20 protein-coding genes are annotated in these 19,756 nt (G+C 70.3%); 18 read left to right on the forward strand and 2 right to left on the reverse strand.

The window, feature by feature from the left end; translation table 11 throughout:
* Window positions 1–125: 125 nt before the first annotated feature.
* A complete protein-coding gene (locus ACZ6ZN_RS06345) occupies window positions 126–608 on the reverse strand; it encodes an SAM-dependent methyltransferase (protein ID WP_469643502.1) in 483 nt (160 codons plus the stop codon).
* Between the two features lie 72 nt (window positions 609–680).
* The gene (locus ACZ6ZN_RS06350; protein WP_174720323.1) at window positions 681–2,069 is read right to left on the reverse strand and encodes a tetratricopeptide repeat protein; all 1,389 of its coding nucleotides are present in this window, start codon (window positions 2,067–2,069) and stop codon (window positions 681–683) included.
* A 189-nt stretch (window positions 2,070–2,258) separates the two neighbouring features.
* Here ACZ6ZN_RS06350 and ACZ6ZN_RS06355 point away from each other — a divergent pair, with 189 nt between their 5' ends.
* The 18 genes from ACZ6ZN_RS06355 (at window position 2,259) to fxlM (ending at window position 19,756) form a co-directional block, all read left to right on the forward strand.
* A complete protein-coding gene (locus tag ACZ6ZN_RS06355) occupies window positions 2,259–2,744 on the forward strand; it encodes a DUF6415 family natural product biosynthesis protein (protein ID WP_469643505.1) in 486 nt (161 codons plus the stop codon).
* 234 nt (window positions 2,745–2,978) lie between these two features.
* Entirely contained in the window at window positions 2,979–4,880 is a 1,902-nt protein-coding gene (locus tag ACZ6ZN_RS06360; protein WP_469643507.1) for a glycoside hydrolase family 15 protein, read from the forward strand.
* A 26-nt stretch (window positions 4,881–4,906) separates the two neighbouring features.
* Window positions 4,907–6,421, forward strand: a complete 1,515-nt coding sequence (locus tag ACZ6ZN_RS06365; protein ID WP_469643509.1) for a sensor histidine kinase — start codon at window positions 4,907–4,909, stop codon at window positions 6,419–6,421.
* 68 nt (window positions 6,422–6,489) lie between these two features.
* Complete coding sequence (locus tag ACZ6ZN_RS06370; RefSeq protein ID WP_469643512.1) at window positions 6,490–7,002, forward strand: roadblock/LC7 domain-containing protein; 513 nt, start codon at window positions 6,490–6,492, stop codon at window positions 7,000–7,002.
* Window positions 6,999–7,400 (forward strand): DUF742 domain-containing protein, encoded by a 402-nt coding sequence (locus ACZ6ZN_RS06375; protein ID WP_469643515.1) that lies wholly within the window; start codon window positions 6,999–7,001, stop codon window positions 7,398–7,400. The genes ACZ6ZN_RS06370 and ACZ6ZN_RS06375 overlap by 4 nt, the downstream gene beginning before the upstream one ends.
* A complete protein-coding gene (locus ACZ6ZN_RS06380) occupies window positions 7,378–8,034 on the forward strand; it encodes a GTP-binding protein (protein ID WP_469643518.1) in 657 nt (218 codons plus the stop codon). The genes ACZ6ZN_RS06375 and ACZ6ZN_RS06380 overlap by 23 nt, the downstream gene beginning before the upstream one ends.
* Window positions 8,034–8,675, forward strand: coding sequence for a GAF domain-containing protein (locus ACZ6ZN_RS06385; RefSeq protein WP_442749313.1), 642 nt, complete (start codon window positions 8,034–8,036; stop codon window positions 8,673–8,675). The genes ACZ6ZN_RS06380 and ACZ6ZN_RS06385 overlap by 1 nt, the downstream gene beginning before the upstream one ends.
* Window positions 8,676–8,761: 86 nt before the next feature.
* The gene (locus ACZ6ZN_RS06390; RefSeq protein WP_469643522.1) at window positions 8,762–10,015 is read left to right on the forward strand and encodes an acyl-CoA dehydrogenase family protein; all 1,254 of its coding nucleotides are present in this window, start codon (window positions 8,762–8,764) and stop codon (window positions 10,013–10,015) included.
* Window positions 10,016–10,152: 137 nt separating this feature from the next.
* A complete protein-coding gene (locus ACZ6ZN_RS06395) occupies window positions 10,153–10,626 on the forward strand; it encodes a LuxR C-terminal-related transcriptional regulator (RefSeq protein WP_469643525.1) in 474 nt (157 codons plus the stop codon).
* Window positions 10,627–10,700: 74 nt separating this feature from the next.
* Window positions 10,701–11,273 carry a hypothetical protein gene (locus ACZ6ZN_RS06400; protein ID WP_399450811.1) on the forward strand — a complete coding sequence of 191 codons (573 nt, stop codon included), beginning with the start codon at window positions 10,701–10,703 and terminating at the stop codon, window positions 11,271–11,273.
* Window positions 11,270–11,845, forward strand: a complete 576-nt coding sequence (locus ACZ6ZN_RS06405; RefSeq protein WP_469643528.1) for a DUF6624 domain-containing protein — start codon at window positions 11,270–11,272, stop codon at window positions 11,843–11,845. Before ACZ6ZN_RS06400 ends, ACZ6ZN_RS06405 begins: the two co-directional genes overlap by 4 nt.
* A gap of 74 nt (window positions 11,846–11,919) precedes the next feature.
* Complete coding sequence (locus tag ACZ6ZN_RS06410) at window positions 11,920–12,387, forward strand: DUF6082 family protein (RefSeq protein ID WP_469643531.1); 468 nt, start codon at window positions 11,920–11,922, stop codon at window positions 12,385–12,387.
* Between the two features lie 194 nt (window positions 12,388–12,581).
* A complete protein-coding gene (locus ACZ6ZN_RS06415; protein WP_124288030.1) occupies window positions 12,582–12,761 on the forward strand; it encodes an FxLD family lanthipeptide in 180 nt (59 codons plus the stop codon).
* A gap of 106 nt (window positions 12,762–12,867) precedes the next feature.
* Window positions 12,868–12,999: an FxLD family lanthipeptide gene (locus ACZ6ZN_RS06420; RefSeq protein ID WP_011031314.1), complete on the forward strand. Its 132-nt coding sequence runs from the start codon at window positions 12,868–12,870 to the stop codon at window positions 12,997–12,999.
* A gap of 37 nt (window positions 13,000–13,036) precedes the next feature.
* Complete coding sequence (locus tag ACZ6ZN_RS06425) at window positions 13,037–13,216, forward strand: FxLD family lanthipeptide (RefSeq protein WP_054100455.1); 180 nt, start codon at window positions 13,037–13,039, stop codon at window positions 13,214–13,216.
* Between the two features lie 86 nt (window positions 13,217–13,302).
* On the forward strand, window positions 13,303–16,401 hold the full coding sequence (locus tag ACZ6ZN_RS06430; RefSeq protein WP_469643537.1) for a lantibiotic dehydratase: 3,099 nt from the start codon (window positions 13,303–13,305) through the stop codon (window positions 16,399–16,401).
* Entirely contained in the window at window positions 16,388–17,647 is a 1,260-nt protein-coding gene (locus tag ACZ6ZN_RS06435) for a lanthionine synthetase C family protein (RefSeq protein WP_469643540.1), read from the forward strand. The genes ACZ6ZN_RS06430 and ACZ6ZN_RS06435 overlap by 14 nt, the downstream gene beginning before the upstream one ends.
* A gap of 18 nt (window positions 17,648–17,665) precedes the next feature.
* Complete coding sequence (fxlM, locus tag ACZ6ZN_RS06440; protein WP_469643543.1) at window positions 17,666–19,756, forward strand: methyltransferase, FxLD system; 2,091 nt, start codon at window positions 17,666–17,668, stop codon at window positions 19,754–19,756.

The raw sequence follows: 19,756 nt of genomic DNA on the forward strand, positions 1-19,756 counted from the left end.
GAATTCCCGTTCGGGGAGCGGAGTATCAGCGAGGACGGCCGACTACTTGGTGCGCCCCTCTCATCTCTGCGAGCGGGGCCCTCATGAGCGCTGCCGCGAGCGACAGATCACTACGGCAGGTCGGCTTACGGACGCTCCGAGACATCCAGCCAGTACGTGGCAAGCATTTCGGCCGGCCAGGCTGGCTGATGAACCGGTCCTCGGGGCCCCATCTGGGTGAAGTACGGCGCTATGTCGAGGACGGGAGTGCCGTCTACAGCGTCCAGGTCGGTGACGACGAGGTCCCGGCCGTCCGTCTTGAGCAGTCGCGGATAGCTGATCGCCAGTTGGTTGGGGCGTCGGTGGTTGCGGTGGACGAAGGTTCCGGTCGCCGGCCAGATCGGATTTCCCCTTGGGCTGCGGGCGTGGAGCTGCACGTCTTCGGGACGCGCCAGGTGGAAGCGCCAGGTCACTGTGAGGTGGGAGAACTCCTCAATGCCCTGCAGCGTTTCGAGCGGGAAGGCGTCGTTCAGTCGGATGATCGATTCCACTCCGCCCTGGTAGTCGTCTTGGACGCGGGTGTGGCCCCCTACGACCGTTGCGATCGGTTCGACCTCGTACGTCGCCATCGGCGCTCGTTCCTCTCCCATGAAGTCGCGTGTGCAGCAACCGCCGGCCGCACCTGCGGACCTGCCCTGTGGTCAGCCTATGGCGCGCAGCATTTCCCGTGCCCGGCGGTCCAATTCAACAACGTGGCGGCCTCCGCGTTGCCTCACGGGCGACAGGTCGCTCTGCATGCGGACGATGACGTCGCGGGCGCGGCCGGACTGGACGCCGACCATGGCATCGAGGGCTTGTCCCCAGGTGCCGCATGCCTCGTCGAGACGTCCTTGCTGGACCTGGACGGCGCCCAGGTAGCCGAGTGTCACGCTGTGGGTGCGGGCGTACTGCTGCCGGCGGCGGGTGCGGACGCTGCGCTGGAAATGGATCTCCGCCTCGACGGGGTTGCCCAGGTCGCGCAGGGCGCAGGCAGTTTCGTGGGCGAGAGAGGCTTCCTGGAAGAAGCCAACGCGGTCGGGGGCGTCCTCGTTGTCGGCGCGGGCGAGGTCCCGCTCTGCTCGGCTGATGGCCGCGAGGGTGCCGGGGCGGTCGCCATCGGCGGCCAGGGCGCGGGCGTGGACGATGGAGAGCAGGGCCTTCTCGCGCGAGCTGGCCTGGCCGTAGTGAGTGCGGGCCATGGAGGCGTCGGCCAGGTCGAGGGCCCTGCGTGGGTGTCCGAGGTCGACTGCTTGGTGGGCGAGGGCGCGCAGGATGTGGCCGCCCAGCGGTCCGTCGCCGGCTTCGGCCGCGATGCGGGCGGCGAGGGTGAGGTAGCGCTGGGCGGTGCGGTGCTCCGAGGCGTCGAACGCCATCCAGCCGGCGATGTAGGTCATCTCTGCCACGGCCGAGTACGTGTCCCGTCGGTGCCGTTCCGTTCGAAACCTGCTGCCCAGCAGGGGCACCGCTTCGTCGCGAAGGTGGCCGGCCAGAGCCGAGCGCCCAGAGGCTCCACCACGCTGCTGGTCCCGTGCGGAGTAGAAGGCTGTCAGGTTGCGGACGTCATCGATGTCGGCCTGGGTCACCAACCGTGGGGAGACTGCTGGGCGCGATGCTGCAGCGGCTGGGGCGGTTGTCCACCACGAACTCGCGGGCAGAGTGAGGCCGGCGGCCGAGTACGCGGCGGTCGCCAGCAGCTTGCGTCGGTGCATGTCCAGGTCGTCGCTTCCCAGCTCGGCCAGCACGGTCAGAGGGTCGACGCTCCAGTCGGAACTGCTGTCGGGCGAGCCTGTCGGCCCGTCTTCCAGCCCGAGGTCAGCGAGGGTGAGGGGGCGACTGAGCCTGCGGGACAGCGTCTCACGCAGGATATGAGGCGCTCGTCCGCTGGGCTTGGTGCCCTGGACCCACATGGCGATGTGCGAGCGCGAGATGGCCTCCAATTCGCGAGCACCGCTCTCCGCGGCGACACGAGCCACCGCGGCGGCTGCTTGGGGCTGGGACCAGCCCGCTTCGCGCAGGAGTGCGGCGAGGGCGACGTTTCGCTCACGGGCCATGGGCTGCCCCTCAGGTCCGAAATGATCTTTGACGCCTTTGACGGCCTTGCGGGCCGCACAGGCATACCCCCCAGCGGGGATTCGCGGTACGCTCAACGTAGCGGCCGGATCACTCACCATGCACGCCGACCGACTGTGGTGCACGTCGTCTCTCACTCAATTTGGCTTGATTCACATAGGAGTTGTGTCATGCGTCTCTCGCTGGCCCCTCGCCGGGCGTTCTGCCAGCGCAGTGGTCAGGGCCGGAGACTCGGTGATCCGGGTGCCGGGCGTGACCAAGCGGTGTCCGCGACGGAGACGGTGACGCTCGTGCTGGGCGAGGACTCCCCGGTGCCCGAGACCGCCGCCGATGTGGAGGACCTCGACCTGCGGCTGCGAGGGCACGTCAACCAGCTCGGAACCCTGGTGCCTTCGCAGGAGCCGGCCTTGCTCCGTGCGCAGCAACTCTGCTCGGTCGGGCTCCCGGAGGGCTATCTGCCCAGCCGGGTGCACCTCGTCAGACTCGCCGAGGCCACGCAGGAACTCATCGCGAAGATCCGGCTGGACGTCGTCGGAGCGAGTCGACCGGCGCGGAGGTTGGCTCGATGGACGCCGCAGATCAACGTGCTGCGCGGTGCGGTCTTCGCCGTCGCCCTCACCTGCCTGGTGTGGGCCGCTTCGGTGCCCCGGACATGACCCTCACCGGAGCGCTCCTCATCGGACTGATCCTCGTCGCGATGGCGTGGCTGGTGTGCCGAGGCACTCGTGCGACTGGCCTCGATCCCGCAGACAGGGCCTCTACACCACCTCCGAGCGAGCCTGCGTCCCCGCGCTGACCGCTGACTCCTTGACTCCCGGCCTGTCCCCGGCCGCTTCGGCGGCCCCGATAACACCCCCAGACCAGCGGGGCTTAACGGAGATCCACACACGATGAAACGCCTTCCGCGTATCGAGCAGTACGGCCTGATCGGCGACACGCAGACCAGCGCCCACGTCTGCGACGACGGCACGATCGACTGGCTTTGCCTGCCCCGCTTCGACTCACCGGCCGTGTTTGCCGGTCTGCTCGGCACACAGAGGCACGGCACCTGGCAGATCGCCCCGGCTTCGTCCGCAGGCGGGTCCGGCTCCGGAAGAGTGGCTGAGCGCCGGTACCGCGGTGACTCGCTCGTTCTCGAATCGCTGTGGCGTACCCCGACGGGTTCGGTCCGGGTCCTGGATTTCATGCCGCCGCGCGACGGTGCCCCGCAGGTGATCCGGATCGCTGAGGGCCTGACTGGCGAAGTGGAGATGGTCTCGGCCATGCGTCCTCGGCCGGGGTACGGCAGCGTCAGCCCGTGGATCCACGAGGTCGGTGGGCGCATGGTCGCGGAGGCCGGCGCGGACGCTCTGTGGCTCGACACCTGCGTCCCGCAGGTGGAGAAGGACGGCGTCGTCGTCAGCGCCTTCACCATCGCCGCCGACCAGAGTGTGGCGTTCGTACTGGGCTGGTGCCCGTCGCATGCAGCCGCCCCTGACGTTGCTGCCCCTGAGACCGCCCTCGCAGAGACGCTCGCTTTCTGGCAGGACTGGACGCAGGAGTGCACCTACGACGGGCCCTATCGCGAGGCCGTGGTCAGGTCCTCGATCACGCTGAAGGCCATGACCTACGGGCCGAGCGGCGGGATCGTCGCGGCGCCGACCACGTCGCTTCCCGAGGAGATCGGCGGCGACCGGAACTGGGACTACCGCTTCACCTGGCTGCGCGACGCCGCCACGACGCTTACCGCGCTGCTGGGGACCGGATACCGGCAGGAGGCACAGGCATGGCGGCGGTGGCTGCTGCGCGCCGTGGCCGGAGACCCGGAGAACCTGCAGATCATGTACGGGATCACCGGGGAGCGTGACCTGCGGGAGCGGGAGCTTCCCTGGCTTCCCGGGTACGAGGGCTCGGCCCCGGTACGGGTCGGGAACGGGGCGGCGAACCAGCTGCAGCTCGACGTGTACGGCGAGGTCATCGACACCCTGTACCTCGCGCACCAGAGCGGAGTCGCCTACTGCGCCGACACCGCGGTCCTGCACCAGCGGCTCATCGAGCACCTGGTCCAGCGCTGGCGGGAGCCCGACGAGGGCATCTGGGAGATCCGCGGGGCCCGCCGGCACTTCGTCCATTCCAAGGTGATGGCCTGGGTGGCGGTCGACCGCACCATCCGCCTGGCCGAGGCCGGCGCGCTCGACATGGACGTGGCCGCGCTGGTCGAGCTGCGGGCGGCGATCCACCGGGAGGTCTGTGACAAGGGCTTCGACCCGGTGCGCAACACCTTCACGCAGTCCTACGGCTCGCAGGAGCTGGACGCTGCCACGCTGCTCATCCCCCGCACCGGCTTTCTGCCGCCCGACGACCCGCGCGTCATCGGCACCGTGGATGCGGTCCGTCGTGAACTCTCCACGGAAGACGAGCTCGTGTACCGGTACCCGACCTGCGGTGAGGACGTCGGGGTGGACGGCTTGACCGGCGACGAGGGCGCCTTCTTCCTGTGCAACTTCTGGCTCGTCGACGGCCTCGCCCTGACCGGCCGCCCCGACGAGGCCCGTGCCTTGTTCGAACGCCTCCTGGCTCTGCGCAACGACCTCGGGCTCCTGGCGGAGGAGTACGACCCCGACCAGCAGCGCCAGCTCGGCAACTTCCCGCAGGCGTTCAGCCACATGGGCCTGATCCAAAGCGCCCTGCTCCTTCAGCAGATGGCGGCGCAGTCCTGCCCCCGCCACGCCGCGCTCGCGGTTCCCGCACCCCGCTCAACCTCCCGCAGCACGCGCCAGTCCACCGCCGACCTGACGCCGCAGCACGCATAGCCACCCCACCCCTGACGAGGATTCCCATGCCCGACAGCGCCTTCCCGGCACGGCCGGCCGCTACCGGCCACCGCAGACGGCGGCCCCCGGTCGACGCGACCACGCTGTACCTCGCCCGTCGCGCCGTGGCACTGCCCCTGGCACTCCTAGCCGCGCTGCTGCTCGCCGCCTTCGCTCTCCGGTCGGGGTCCGTCGTAGGCCCCGGCTTGGTCCTGGCCGGCCTGGTCTGCGGACTGGCGGCGGTCGTCGCGGTGGCGGCACACGGAACACGCACCGTGGCCAGTGCCGTGCAGTCGGCCGTGGAGGAGTCCCAGGCAGCAGCGCTGACAGCGGTCACAGGGGCAGCGGCAGCCGTTGAGAAGTCGGTGCAGTGGTCGGCGGACGAGCTGTGCCGCGGAAAACGTCCAGCGTTGCCGGACCCGCACACCGCGCAGTCGCCCACTGCGAACGCCGGGATCGACAACGCGCTGAGTGCCCTCCAGGCGCAGGCCATCATGTCGCTGATCCGCGTGCACGACGAGTCCCAGTCCGTGGTCCTCCTGGAAGTGCTTCGCCGCCTGGCCATGCGCGAGCACGCCCTGGTCAGCAAGGCACTCCAGGCACTGAGCCAGCTGGAGATGCTGACCGACGACCCGGAACTGCTGGCCAAGATCTTCGAGATCGATCACCTCGTGACGCGGATGCGCCGCCAGGTCGAAAGCACGGCGGTCCTGGGCGGACAGTCCCTGCGCAGCGTGCGCCGGCCCGTTCCCGTCACGACGGCCCTGCGTGGCGCTGTCTCCGAGGTTGTGCAGTATCCGCGGGTGGCCGTCGCGGCCGGATCCGTGGGCGCCGAGCTGGGGTTGCCCGGCCATGTGGGGCCGGACCTGACGCACCTGCTGGCCGAGCTGATCGAGAACGCCTGCGAGTGCTCGGATCCAGCGACGCGGGTGATGGTGCGCGCGCAGCGGGTGCCACACGGGCTGGCCATCGAGGTCGAGGACCGCGCCATTCCCATGCACCCGCAGACGCGGGCACAGATGAACCACCTGCTCAAAGCCCCGGACGAGGTCGACGTCAGCGGCCAGGTCCGGGCTGGACAGCTCGGCCTGCTGGTCGCCGCGAAGATCGCCCAGTCACACGGGTTGTCCGTCCTCCTGCAGGAGAACGCGACGGGAGGCACCACCGCCCTGGTCGTCATACCGGCACGGCTCCTGGTAGCCATTCCATCGGTCGAGGACGCGGGTGCGCCGCAGCCCGAGGAAGCTCGCATGTCCGGGCAGCAGCCGCAGCAGGTGGCCGCGGCTCCTGCCGCCCCAGGGGTGGGGCAGGTCGCACGCCCCGGCTCCGCTGGGGCATCGACCTCGGCGGGTCATTCGGCCGACGCGCCCGCTCTTCCCACGCGCACGCGTCGGTCGGAACCTTTCCGTCCGCCACAGGAGCGGGAGCAAGCCCCCGTGTCCGCGGCGACGCCCGGGCTGGCAGCCGCCTTCCGCAGCGGCCTCCAGGCCGGCGGAACCGCCAGTCCCCCTCCCGCCTCGACAGAAGACCCCACCCCCTGACCCGCTTCTTCCGCGTTCCCGGCGGCCCAGTACACCCACTGGCCCTTCCCCCTTCTGGAGCGATCCCCATGAGCACTGACCCCGCGATGAACAACGTGACCGACGGCTCGCCCGCATCCGCGACGACAAGCGGACAGCGGGACAGCATGGCCTGGCTGCTGCGTCAGTTCGCCTCCGAGACGCCGGGCGTCACGCACGCCGTCCTGCTCTCGCGCGACGGACTGCGGCTGCTGGACAGCGACGTCGACAAGGACTGGGCGGACGAACTGTCGGCCGCCTTCAGCGGGGTCGCCTCCCTCGCGGCGAACATCACCGGCCCCAGCCACAAGAAGAGGCCGGCCCGGCAGGTCATCATCGAGCGAGACGACTGCCTGTTCTTCGTCCAGAGCGCCGGGCGCAGCGCGGCCTTCGACACCCACCCCGGTGCCGAACGCGGTGAGGTGGACACGATCCTCGCTGTCATCGCCACCAGGGACGCCGATGTGGGCACCGTCGGCTTCGAGATGGGGCGCCTGGTCCAGAAGTTCGCCCCGTACATGCTGATCCCCGTCCGCGTTGGCACGGGCGGAGAGGTCCGGTGACCACGTACGGCCGCGCGGCCGAGGAGTCGGCGTTCGTGCGGACCTACGCCGTGACGCGCGGGCGTACCAAGCCGCGGCACCTGCTCGCTCTGGAAACCGTCCTGGAGGCCGGGCAGGGAAGGCCGGGCCCGGCGCAGGCCGAGGAGTGCGGGGAGATTCTCGCCCTGTGCCGGGAGCGCCGGCGGTCGGTGGTCGAGCTGGCGGGGCGCATCGGCCGGCCCGTGACCGCCGTCAAAGTGCTCGTCTCCGACCTCCTGGACGCCGGCGCCCTCGTCGTTCCCCTGACCCAGTCCTATGCCGATACCGGCGCAGGGTCCGGTCCGTCTATCCAACTGCTGGCAGCCGTTTCCGCCGGCTTGAAGAGGAGGTGGCCTGATGCCTATCCCCAGGCCGGATGACCCGTCCACGGTTTCGCCGCACTCGCAGGCCGGTGCGCCGACTGTGCTGAAGATCGTGATTGCCGGCGGTTTCGGTGCGGGCAAGACCACGGCCGTGGGCGCCGTCAGCGAGATCACGCCGCTGAGTACGGAGGAGTATCTGACCGAGGCGAGCGCGGACGTCGACAGCCTGGCGGGCCTGGAGTCCAAGCGGACCACCACGGTCGCCTTCGACTTCGGCCGATTGAGCCTGCCCGATGCACCGATGCCTCTGGAGCTGTTCCTGTTCGGCACGCCGGGCCAGGACCGGTTCGTCGACCTCTGGTACGACCTCTCCCGCGGCGCCGTCGGCGCGGTCGTCCTGGTCGATACCCGCCGCTTGGAGAGCAGCTTCACGCCCGTCAGCTTCTTCGAGGACATCGGCCTGCCCTTCGTCGTCGCGGTCAACCAGTTCGACGGCGCACACCGCTACCACCCCGAGCAGGTCCGCGCCGCTCTCGAACTCCCCGCCGCCGTGCCGGTGGTCACCTGCGACGCCCGCGACACGAATCACGTCGCCGGCGTTCTGCTGGCCCTCGTCGACCACGCCGTCGATTGCGCCGCCACCACCAATCGCGCTGGTCACACCCCTTCTACCACCCTCCAGGACGCCTGATGTCACAGCACCCCAGCGACCCCTACCGCACGCCGCAGACTGCCCCGCCCGCCCGGTCCTTGCCTCGGCGCGACATGCGGGACACCACCCCCGGCCCGTTCACCCCACCCGGCACCGCCCTCACCAGCCAGCGACCTCAGCAGTCGCGGGAACTGGCTCAGCGTTACGAGCTGCTCAACCGCCTGGGCGTGCCCCCGGTGGCCAACGAGGACTTCGACGAGCTGGCCCGCGACATGGCCACACAGGCCGGGTTCTTGTACGGGTTCGTCAACCTGTTCCTGGAGGAACAGACTTTCGTCGGGCTGCACCAGCCGCCGGCGGACAGCGGGTTCGTGATCGTCGGCCGCACCATGAGCCGGGACCACGGCTGGTGCCCGGAGGTCATGGCCCGCAGGAAGGCCCTCCCGCTGCACGACGTGCACGCCTCCCCGCGCTTCAGCGGCAACGCGGTGGTCGACGCCGTCGGGATCCGCTCCTACTTCGGCGCTCCGTTGATCCACGACAGCGGCACGGTGCTGGGCACGGTGTGTGTGATCGACCCCGAGAAGCGGCCCCTGGCCGAGGCACGTCGTCTGCGGGACATCGTCATCAACGCCAGTGCACAGGTGATGGACCACATCGCCCGCGCCCCCGTCCGCTAGGCCGTTCCACAACTTCCCACCCGGGAGCCGTAGGCGTTCCCCGGCCGCTCCACGCGTTGCGACCTTCATCCAGGGAGAGGGAGACCATGTCCGCCACACCCACCACGCCTCCACCGGCGCTGCGTCCCTACCTCACCGCCCGCCACGATCTGCTGTGGCAGGAGGCGGACGCCTTCGCGGCCGAGCACGTCGCGCCGCGCGCCGCGCGGATGGAGGCCGCTCCGGGCAGGGTGGAGCGCAAGGTCGCCGACCTGATGGCCGCCCGGCGGTGGTTCGCTGTCACCGTCCCGGCGGTCTTCGGCGGGCTGGGCGCCGGACACGTGGCCAGGACCGTCTTGGTCCACCGCATCGCGCGGGTCTCGGCGGCTGCCGCGGCCATCCTGCAGGCCACATTGATCCCCGTGGGCGCTCTGCTGCACTTCGCCACCTACGAGCAGAAGGGCCGCTGGCTTCCCCGGGTCGCGGACGGGTCCGTGCTGCTGTCGATCGCCGTGACCGAACCGCTCGCCGGCGGACACATCGGCGGCGTCGAAACCACCGCCCAACACATCGGCAACCAATGGGTGATCACCGGCAGCAAGATCCATATCGGCAACAGCCACCTCGCCGGAGCCCACCTCGTCGTCGCTCGCACCGCCGGGCCGGGAGTAAGCACCTCACAGGCGCTGACCGCGTTCATGGTCGAAGCCGACCGCCCCGGACTTTCCGTCTCCGACCACCGTGCCGGGCTCGGTCTGCATGGCTTCTCCGTCGGCCGCCTCGACCTCGATCACGTCCGCGTCCCCGAGGACAACGTGGTCGGGGAGATCGGCCAGGGACTGGCCGTGGCCCAGAGCAGCAGCATCCTCTACGGCCGCCCCAACCTGGCCGCCGTCAGCCTCGGCATCCACGAAGCCGTCGTGGACACCACCACCGCCCGGCTCAAGACCCGCCCCCGCTACCAGGGCGCCCTGTCCGACCTGCCGGTCCTGCGGGACCGCGTCGGCGGCATGGAAGCCCGCCTGCGCGCCGCCCGGATACTCGCCTACCAGGCCGTGCACCTCCTCGACCAGGGCCTGCCCTGCGACGCCGACCTGATCAACTCGAAATACCTCGGCCACCAGTGGGCCGTCCAGTCCGCCCAGGACGCCATGGAACTGCACGGCGCCAACGCCCTCGATGGCGACTACATCGTCCAGCGCCTGTGGCGCGACATCCAGCACACCTACCCACCGGCCGGAACCGGCGAAGTCCAGCGCATACGCCTGGCCGACGCCGCCTTCGCAGAGGACCACATCCAGTGGTCCGAGCGCCTCGCCGCCGAAGCCGCCTGGGCACGACCCGACCCGACCGCCGCATGAGCCCCCGTGCGCGGCACCCCGTGACTCCCCACCGCCGCGCACGGGCCCGTGCCGCCGGCCCCCGTCCCCCGCGGGGACCGGCAGCACCCCTCCCAGTGACCATCCACTCAGCCGAGAGAGACACCGTGACCCCGCCCGTGACGACCAGCGCACCGATCACGCCCCTGACGCCGACTCTGCAGCGCGTCGCCCAGCACCTCGCGAACGGCCTCACGGCCAAGGAGATTGCGGCAGAGACCAGCCTGTCGGCCGTGACCGTCCGCCAGTACATGCGCGACATCCGTGAGAGCCTGCACTGCCCGCCCCGCTGCAAGCCCCCGGTGATCGTGCACCGCCTGTTCACCACCCAGCAGGTGGCCTCACCCACGGCGGACCGGCCAGCGCCATCCCTCACCTCGGAGCAGCGGCTGCTGCTCCGAGCCGTCGCCGAGCACAGCGACCCCCGTGACATCGCCGTCGCCGCCAAGCTCGCCCCCGCCGACCAGCGCGCCGCACTCGACCAACTCCTCGCCGACACGGGCGCGCGGGACACCACCCACCTGGTGATCCTTGCCCACGGCTGGAAGCTGCTGCCGACCGACCCGGCGGCGCGGAGCGGAGCGAGCCAGTGAGAAGGCCCCCCACTCCCCTGGCCAACGAGGAGGCTCCGGCTTCCCCGTCGTTCGCAGCGAAGTACCCGGGCGCCGTGTACGCGGTGCGCAGGTTACGTACGGACGCCGAGCGCGCGGAAGCCGCTGCCCTCGCGCAGGACCGGCAGCGCTGGCTCACCCTGCGCGGTCTCCCCGTGCCCGCCCAAGCTGACGTGCCGGCCCTGTTCCGCGACCCGCACACGACGTCGGCCGGTCTGTTCGAGGACGGAAAGCTGCTCGCCTGCATGGTCCCCGCGCGCGACCCCGGACTCAGTTGGGGCGAAGGCCCCTGCCTCCGCCTGGGCCACGTCCACACCCTGCCCGAGCAGCCCGACGACATCACCCGGCTGATCACCCTGTGGGCCTCCGACTTCGCCGCCCGGCAGAGCCTCCCGCTCGTACGGGCCGAAATCCTGGCAGGCCACACCCTGCAAGCCGAACCCATCGCCGCCCTGCTGCGTCGGCTCACGGACATGGGCTGGGACGTGCGGGGTTCCGGTCCGGGACGGGAGGGGGACCGGGTCGCCCGCCTCGAACTGGCCGCCGAGCACCGCCCCCGACTCAGCACACTAATCAGCTGCCAAACCCAAGCTCCCCATCTTGCTGCGGAAGAAGGGAGCAGCACGTGACAACCGAAAGGCCGCAGCGGCCCGACATCGCCCGCGAGCTGATCGCCCGCGCCACGGAATCGGCCGCGCACCGGGCCACACGCGTGCGCAACCAGCTCGACGGCGTCCAACTCGGCCGTGGTCGGCACACCGACTACGCCAACGCCAAGTTTCTGCGCCGCGTCCTGGGCGAATACGAGTGGCCAGGCCACCGCCTCGTCGGCCCTGCTGCTACCCGAGCCGCCTGGAGCATCGCCCTGCACAGCGACCACGATCTCGTCTTCCAGCGCGCCGCCACCATCCTGCTCGGGCGTGCGGTCGAGGCCGGCGACGCGCTCGTCCACCACTGGGCACACCTGCACGACCGCACCCTCATCAACACCGGCCAGGACCAGGAGTACGGCACCCAGCTCCTTCTGCGCTCCGACCGCATCGAGCTGTGCCCACTGCGCGCGCCGGGATCCGTCGACAAACGAAGGGCCACGGTCGGTCTGCCGCCGATCGCTGTCGCACTGGAGACGGTGCGTAGCCGATACATGCCTAACGGCTCTACCGATGAAGTCCCGAGCGTCGTCCTCGCGGAGGCCGCGTGAACAAGCGGAACACCGCGGTCCCCACCATTCGGCCTTCATGCCGCACATCCGCTCTGCGAAAAGGTTGTTGATCGATGAAGCTCCCTACCGCCGTCCTCGCTGCCGGTGTTGCTCTGTCCCTCACGACCGCCGTGGTCGGAGCCGCCCGGCTCAGGCAGAACGCACGGCACCAGGCCGAGCGGCACGAGGCGCTCCTCGCGGACAACCAGCTCGACTGGCTGAACCGGGTGTCCACCAACGCCGACCTCGCCGAGCTGTGGAAGCCCGAGGACATGAAGGCCGAGGAGTACATGCAGCTCATGTCGGCCAACCGACTCATCTGCGCCCTCAGCCTCCGACACTGCCTCGGCCGCGTCCGCGACGGACAGCTGCCGTTCTACGCCGAGATGGTCATGAGCAGTGACGTCTGCCGGCGCTACTGGCAGCGCTTCGGCGACCTCCGCGCTCAGGAGGCCGAGGGAGACAAGCGGGCCGAGCACTTCACCCTGGTGCTGGACCAGGCCGCGAAGAACCATCCTCAAGCGCAGCCCGCGGCAGCCTGACGGCATATCTCGGTTCACCTTTCGGACTTCCGTGTCCGTCCCCAACTCCTCTTCCGGACAGCAGTTCTCGTGTCTGAAGAGGTGGCCGGCGAGGACCCGACCGGCGCAGGCCACACAGCTGCCCCCCACCGGGGTCGGCCGTACCGCAACACACCGAATCGAAGTGTTCCACCGGACCAATCAGGAGGATTCCCGTGACTCCCAGGGTGACCGACCAGGGCATGAGGACCGCCTCGGCCTCTGCCTCGCAGGACCCGTTCGACCTCGACATCAGCGTCATCGAATCGGGTGGCACGGTCGGGGCGAGTATCGCCTCCGACGGCGGCTGCGGCTCAACCTGCGGTGGCAACGCCTGTATCTCCAGCGGCTCCTGACCGCACCAGACCACCGGCACGACGCCCATGTCCTGTCGGCGCCGCCCACGCGGCACGTCCCTCGCGGCTCGATCGGAGCCGCGCACGACAACGGAGGAATCACCACATGCAGAACGACGAATTCGACCTCGACATCAGCGTCCTGGAGTCCGACGACGGCTCCGCCACGCTGATCAACCTCACCGACGACGGCTGCGGCAGCACCTGCTCCAGCCCGTGCGCCACCAACGTGGCCTGATCATCTTCCACCGCACGACGAGTAGGGAGAAACCCGCATGAACGCGAACACGATCAAGGGCCAGGCACAGTCCCCGGCCGCCACGGCGGGCGGTGACGCGTTCGACCTGGACATCAGCGTCCTGGAGTCCGGCGACGGCTCCGCCACGGTGATCAACCTGACGGACGACGGCTGCAAGCCGAGCTGCCAGGGGTCCTGCGCCACCAACGTGGCCTGACCTCGGCGCATTGATCTGCCAGCCCGCGCGGCCTTGCGCCGCGCGGGCTGGCACCCACCCCAACACACCACAACCAGGGAGGGTGCATGGGTTCCCGTAAGGACGGCCCGCTGTACCGGTGCGCGGATACTGCGCTGGTGCGCGCCGCCCGTTCCTCGAGACTGCCGCTTCCCGCGTGGCCGGACCTCACCGACGACACCCCGGACCGTGAGGTGCGGTGGCAGACGTGGCTGCGCGACGTCTGGTCGCTGTCCGAGGCCGCCGACTCCATCGAGCAGGCCAGCCCTCTGCTCGCGCAGCAGGTTCAGACCCTGTGCTTGGTGGCCAGTCCCGAGACCCGTCAGTTGCGCCGCGCAGTGGTGTCGGTCATGCGGTACCTGCTGCGTATGACGGGCCGGGCGACCCCGAACGGTCTGTTCGCCGGTATCGCGCCCGCCTCGTTCGGGGAACGACCGGGATGGTCCTGGGGTGAGAGGCATCGACCCGTCATCCGTGCCGACGGCGACTGGATCGCGGACCTGGTCGCCCGTCTGGAAGCAGATCCTGAACTCCTGCGGCACCTGCATGTGATGGCCAACAACACCATCTTCGTACGGGGCGATCGGCTGATCGTGCCCTACCCGCCCCGTTCATGCCGTACCGACGGCAGCCCGGCGGCCGAAGTGTCCCTCCGGTACACCAGCGCCGTACGTATCGCCGTTGATGCCGCCGCCTCGCCCGTCCCCGTCCATGCGGTGGTCGCACTGATGAGGAGCGAGTTCCCCGACGTTCCCGCGGACCGGGTGGAAGGGCTCGTCAGCAGCCTCGTCGAACGCGGTGTGCTCATCAGCAGCCTGCACGCGCCCTCCGCCACCCTCGACGCCCTGGACCACCTGGTCGAGCAGGCCGAAGCAGCCGCCGCCCCATCAGCCACGGACCTCGTGGCCGACCTGCGGACGGTCCGCGACGCCATCGCCCGGCACAACCAGGTACTGGCCCCGGCGGACGGCCGGCGCCTGCGTACCGCCTTACGTCGGAAAATGACCGCCTTGAGTAGCGTCAAGGCTCAGCCGTTCACGCTGGACCTTCGCATGGACTGCTCCCTCACTCTGCCCCCACAGGTTGCCCGCGAGGCGGAGCAGGCCGCCACGGTGCTGGCCCGGCTGAGCGCGTACCCCTTCGGCACTCCGGCATGGAAGGACTTCCACAACCGATTCTTCGAGCGGTACGGCATCAACTCACTCGTCCCGGTCCGGGACCTGGTGGACCCCGATGTCGGCCTCGGGTTCCCGGTCGGATACCGCGATGCGCAACCTGAACAGGGTGAGGCCCTGACCGCCCGTGAACAGCGGCTGCTCTCCCTCGCCCAAGCGGCCGTCCTCGACGGCCGCGACGAGATCCGCCTGGACGAGGACCTGATCCGCACGTTGACGGTCGGAGATCGCAACGCCCCGCAGGTACCGGCCCACACGGAGCTGCGCTTTCGAATCCGTGCCGCTTCGCAAGAGGCCCTGGAGAGTGGAGACTTCGTTCTTCACGGCATCGCCCCGTCCCGCGGGATCGGCACCACGATCGGCCGCAGCCTGGGGCTGCTCGCATCAGACGATCAGGCCCGCGTGGCCGTCATGCTGGAGGAGCTGCCGGTCAACACGCCCGGCGCGGTGCCCACGCAGGTCTCCTTCACCCCACTCGACCAGGGCGACACCAACGTCACCCGCGTTACAGAACTCCTGCCGGCCGTCATCAGCCTGGCGGAGCACCGTCCGGTCGACGCGCGCACCATCCCGCTCGACGACCTCGCCGTGGGCTGCGACCGCCGCAGGCTCTACCTCGTCTCCCTCTCCCGCGCCTGCCTGCTGGACCCCATGACGCTGCACGCGCTGGACCTGCGCGGCCACACGCCGCCGCTCGCACGCTTCCTCACCGAGATCAGCCGCTCCCAGACCGCCGTCCTGACCGTCTTCCCCTGGGCGTCCGCTACCGCACTGCCGTACCTGCCGCGGGTGCGCTATGGCCGCGCGATCCTCTCTCCGGCGAGGTGGCGACTGGACCGGTCGGAGCTGCCCGACCGCCGCGCCTCCTGGGGGGAGTGGCACAAGGCGGCCGACGAGTGGCGCGCACGCCGCCGAGTTCCGGACGAAGTCGCGCTGGCCGAGGGCGACCAGCTTCTGCCGCTGGACCTCTCCGAGCGCGCGCACCTCGCGCTGCTGCGCGCCCACCTGGACACTCATGAATCGGTGATCTTGACGGAAGCGGAATCCGAGGAAGGCTGGTTCGACGGACGGACCCACGAGATCATCGCCCCGATGACGGCCGTCCGCCCGCCGCAGTGGCCGGCCGTCCCTCCCGTCACCGCGGACCAGCTCGTCACGCGCGAGCACGGTCACCTTCCGGGCGCCGCCTCCTGGCTGCTGGTCAAGCTGTACGGGCACGTCGAACGGCAACCCGAGATCCTTGCCGACCACCTGCCCGCGCTGCTCGGCCAGTGGAACGAGCCGCCGACCTGGTGGTACATGCGCTACCGCGACCCCCGCCAGCACCTGCGCCTGCGCATCGCGGTCCCCAGCGAGCAGGACTTCGCCCTCACCGCGCAGCGCGTGAGCGCCTGGGCGAACGGACTGCGCCGTGCCGGGCTCCTCACCGACATGCAGTTCGCAACCTCCTACCCGGAGACCGGCCGGTGGGGCCCCGGGCCGCTGATGAGCCTGGCCGAGGACGTCTTCGCCGCCGACTCCCGAGCCCTGGCCGTCCAGTTCGCCCAAAGCTCCCGTCCGCACCAACAGGTCCTCGCCGCAGCGAACTTCGTCTCCGTCGCCGCCGCCTTCACCGGCAGCACCGCAGCCGGCATGAACTGGCTGATCGCCCACGGCCGGATCACCGACCCGCGCCCTATGGACCGGACCGTGCGCGGTCAGGCGCTGCGCCTAGCCGACCCGGCCGACGGCTGGGCGGCCCTGCGCGCGGCCCCCGGCGGCGACGCCATCGCCAGCGCCTGGAGCGAGCGCGACGCGGCCCTGGCCCGCTACCGGCAGAAGCTGGACGCGTTCGGTGGCATCGACCCGGACGTCGTTCTCGACTCGCTGCTGCACGCCCACCACATCCGCGCCGCAGGCATCGACAAGGACGACGAGCGGATGTGCGTACGGCTGGCCCACGCCGCCGCCATGGCCTGGACTCACCGAGGAGATCACCATGAATCTGCGTGAAAGCGCGCGGGCAGCCGCCGACACGATCGCCGAGCGGCTTGCCTCGCCGCAGGATGTACGGGGGCTGCATCACCGCCAGGGCTGGTGGCCGCAGTCGCTCGCGCACGGCGCGGCCGGTGTCGCGCTGCTGCACATCGAGCGGGCCCGCACCGAGCTGGGTCCGTGGCAGCGCGCACACGACTGGCTCGCCTGCGCCGCAGCCGAACCCGCTGTCGGCGACCCGGACAGCCACCTCTATTACGGGGCGCCCGCGCTCGCCTTCGCCCTGCACGCCGCCGCCGACCGCCCCGGACGCTACGCCCGCGCCCTGGACACCCTCGACCGGTACGTCACGAAGGCGATCCGGGACCGGCTCGCGGACGCCCACGCACGCATGGACCGCGGCGAGATGCCCGCGCTGGCGGAGTTCGACGCGATCCGCGGCCTGAGCGGGCTGGGCGGGCTCCTGCTGCACCGCGACGTCCATACCGACGTCGTCCGCGAGATTCTGACCTACCTGGTCCGCCTGACCGAGCCGGTCAAGCACGACGGGGAAGTTCTGCCCGGCTGGTGGAGCTCCCTAGCTCCCTCCGGCACGATCTCCCCGGAGTATCCGGAAGGGCACGCCAATAACGGCGTCGCCCACGGCATCGGCGGCCCCCTCGCTGTGCTCTCCCTCGCAGCCCGCCGCAGCGTCACCGTCGAGGGCCACCTCGACGCGATCACCCGCATCCTGGCCTGGCTCGACCACTGGCAGCAGGACGGCCCCGCCGGCCCGTGGTGGCCGTACTGGATCACCCGTAAGCAACTACGCTCCGGCACGATCGACCCCGGACCATCCCGGCCGTCCTGGTGCTACGGCACCGCAGGATTCGCCCGCACCCAGCAGCTCGCCGCCCTCGCCCTCAAGGACCCGGCGCGCCAACACGCCGCCGAATTCGCCCTCCTGCGCGCCATGACCGACCCCGGCCAACTCGACGCGACCGTGGACGTCTCCCTGTGCCACGGCTTCGCCGGCCTGGCGCACATCACACAACTCGCTGCCACCGACGCCCTCACGCCCGGCCTCACCGCATGCCTGCCCCGGCTCCTGGCACCAATCACCGACACCCCGCCTGGCGCCCTGGCGGACTCACTGATCAACCCTTCCGGCGGCGGCGACATCGGACTCCTCGAAGGCGCCGCCGGCACCGCCCTCGCCCTGCACTCCTTCCACACCGGAACGCCGTCCGCGTCCGGGTGGGACACCTGCTTCCTGATCAACTAGCCGACGAGAAGAGGAAACATGGCAGCGGACGAATGGCCGCAACGCCTCATCCGGTTCACCGACTGGAGCCGCGCGGAGGCCACCGCCGTGGAGCATCTGCTCCCAGTGCTGATCGCCCAGGAGTCGGAACTGGCCCAGTGGTCCTTCCTGCGAAAGTTCCCCTGGTGGCGGTTGCGGTACCGGGCCGCGGGCCCGGACACGGCGAAGGCCCTGGACGCTGCCCTGGACGAGCTGGTCGACGCCGGCGTCCTCGCTTCCTGGACGCGAGGCATCTACGAGCCGGAAGAGACAGCCTTCGGCGGCCCCGCCGCGATGAAGATCGCCCACACCCTGTTCCACTACGACAGCCGTCACCTGCTGGAGGAGGCGGCCCGCCAGCAGGCAGTCACCGGTCCCCAGCTCGGCCGCCGCGAGCTGGCGGTGCTCCTGCTCAGCGTGGCGATGCGCGCGGCGGGTCTCGACTGGTACGAGCAGGGCGACGTCTGGGCGAGGATCGCGGCCGAGCGCCCCGGCGACGAGGTCTGCAGTCTGCAACGGCACCGGGCCGCTGTCCACCGGTTGATGACCGTCGACGTCAGCACCACCAGCCGCAGCGTCACCCAGGGCCGACTCGCGCCGCTGGCCGAGTGGATAGCCACGTTCGAGTGGTTCGGCCAGCAGCTCGCAGACCTCAACCGTCAGGGCCGCCTGGAACGAGGGTTGCGGGCCGTGATCGCCCACCACGGCATCTTCCACTTCAACCGCCTGGGCCTCCCCGCCCAGGACCAGCGCACCTTGTCAACACTCGCGAAAGAGGTAGTCATGGGAACGAGCGACAACACCGCGTCCACCCGAGCTGAGGGGACGGCGAGCACTACGGTCAACGGGGTGAACAGTGACACCATCGAAGCCCCTTCCGCAGACCGTCTGCGCGCCCAGTTGATCGACCATCTGGTCGAGACCGGGTGCGTGCGCACGCCCCGTGTGGAGGAGGCCATGCGGACCGTTCCCCGCCACCTCTTCGTCCCGAACGCCCCTCTGGAAAAGGCGTACGGCAACGCCCCCGTGGACACGAAGTTCGACGGATCCGGCCGCTCCATCAGCTGCGCCTCACAGCCCGACATCGTCGCCATGATGCTGGAACAACTCGACGTCCAGCCTGGCCAGAAGGTCCTGGAGCTGGGGGCCGGCACCGGCTTCAACGCCGGACTCCTCGGTTACCTCGTCGGCGAGACGGGGCACGTCACCACGATCGACGTGGACGAGGACATCGTGGACGGAGCGCGCGGCGGACTGGCCGCCGCCAGCATCCACAACGTCGAAGTGGTCCTCGGAGACGGAGCCGTGGGCCACGCCCCCAACGCGCCGTACGACCGGATCGAAGCCACCGTCGGCGCCCACGGCGTTCCGCACGCCTGGCTCGACCAGCTCGCCCCCGGCGGACGACTCCTCACGCCACTACGCCTGCGCGGCAGCGTCTCCCGCTCGATCGCCTTCGAGAACCAGGACGGAGCCTGGCGCAGCGTCGGCAGCCAGATGAACACGTTCATGCCGCTGCGCAGGGGCATCGCCGACGACCCGCGCGTCTTCGTTCCCCTGGACACCGACAACACCGTCACGCTCGTCACCAACGGAGACCAGAAGGTCGACGCGGACGCCCTGCGCGACATCTTCCGCCAGCCGCGCGCCGAGGCGTGGACGGACGTCACCTTCCGGGGCCCGGAATCGGCGGAGTACCTGGAGCTGTGGCTCGCCTGCGCCATGCCGAACGGCCTGAGCCGGATGCCCGCCAACAACGAGGCCATCGAGAAGGGCCTGGTCACCGCGCCCTACCCGTCCTCGACCGCGGTCTTCGAGGGTGGCACGCTCACCTACCTCACCCGGCGCCCCTACGCGAAGAAGGCCCCCGATGGCGCCACCCTGTACGAGTTCGGCGTCATCGGCCACGGCCCTGACGCCGAAGCCCTGGCCTCGGACGTCGCGGACCAGGTCCGCACCTGGAACCAGGGCTTCCGGGCGCTCGACGTCGGGTTCGAAATCCAACCACTCGACGCGACCCCGCTCGCCCCGAAGACCGGCCGCTTCACCTTCGACAACCCGCTGAACCGCATCGTCATCGAATGGCAGTGA

The organism is Streptomyces sp. NPDC053665 (assembly GCF_055585285.1).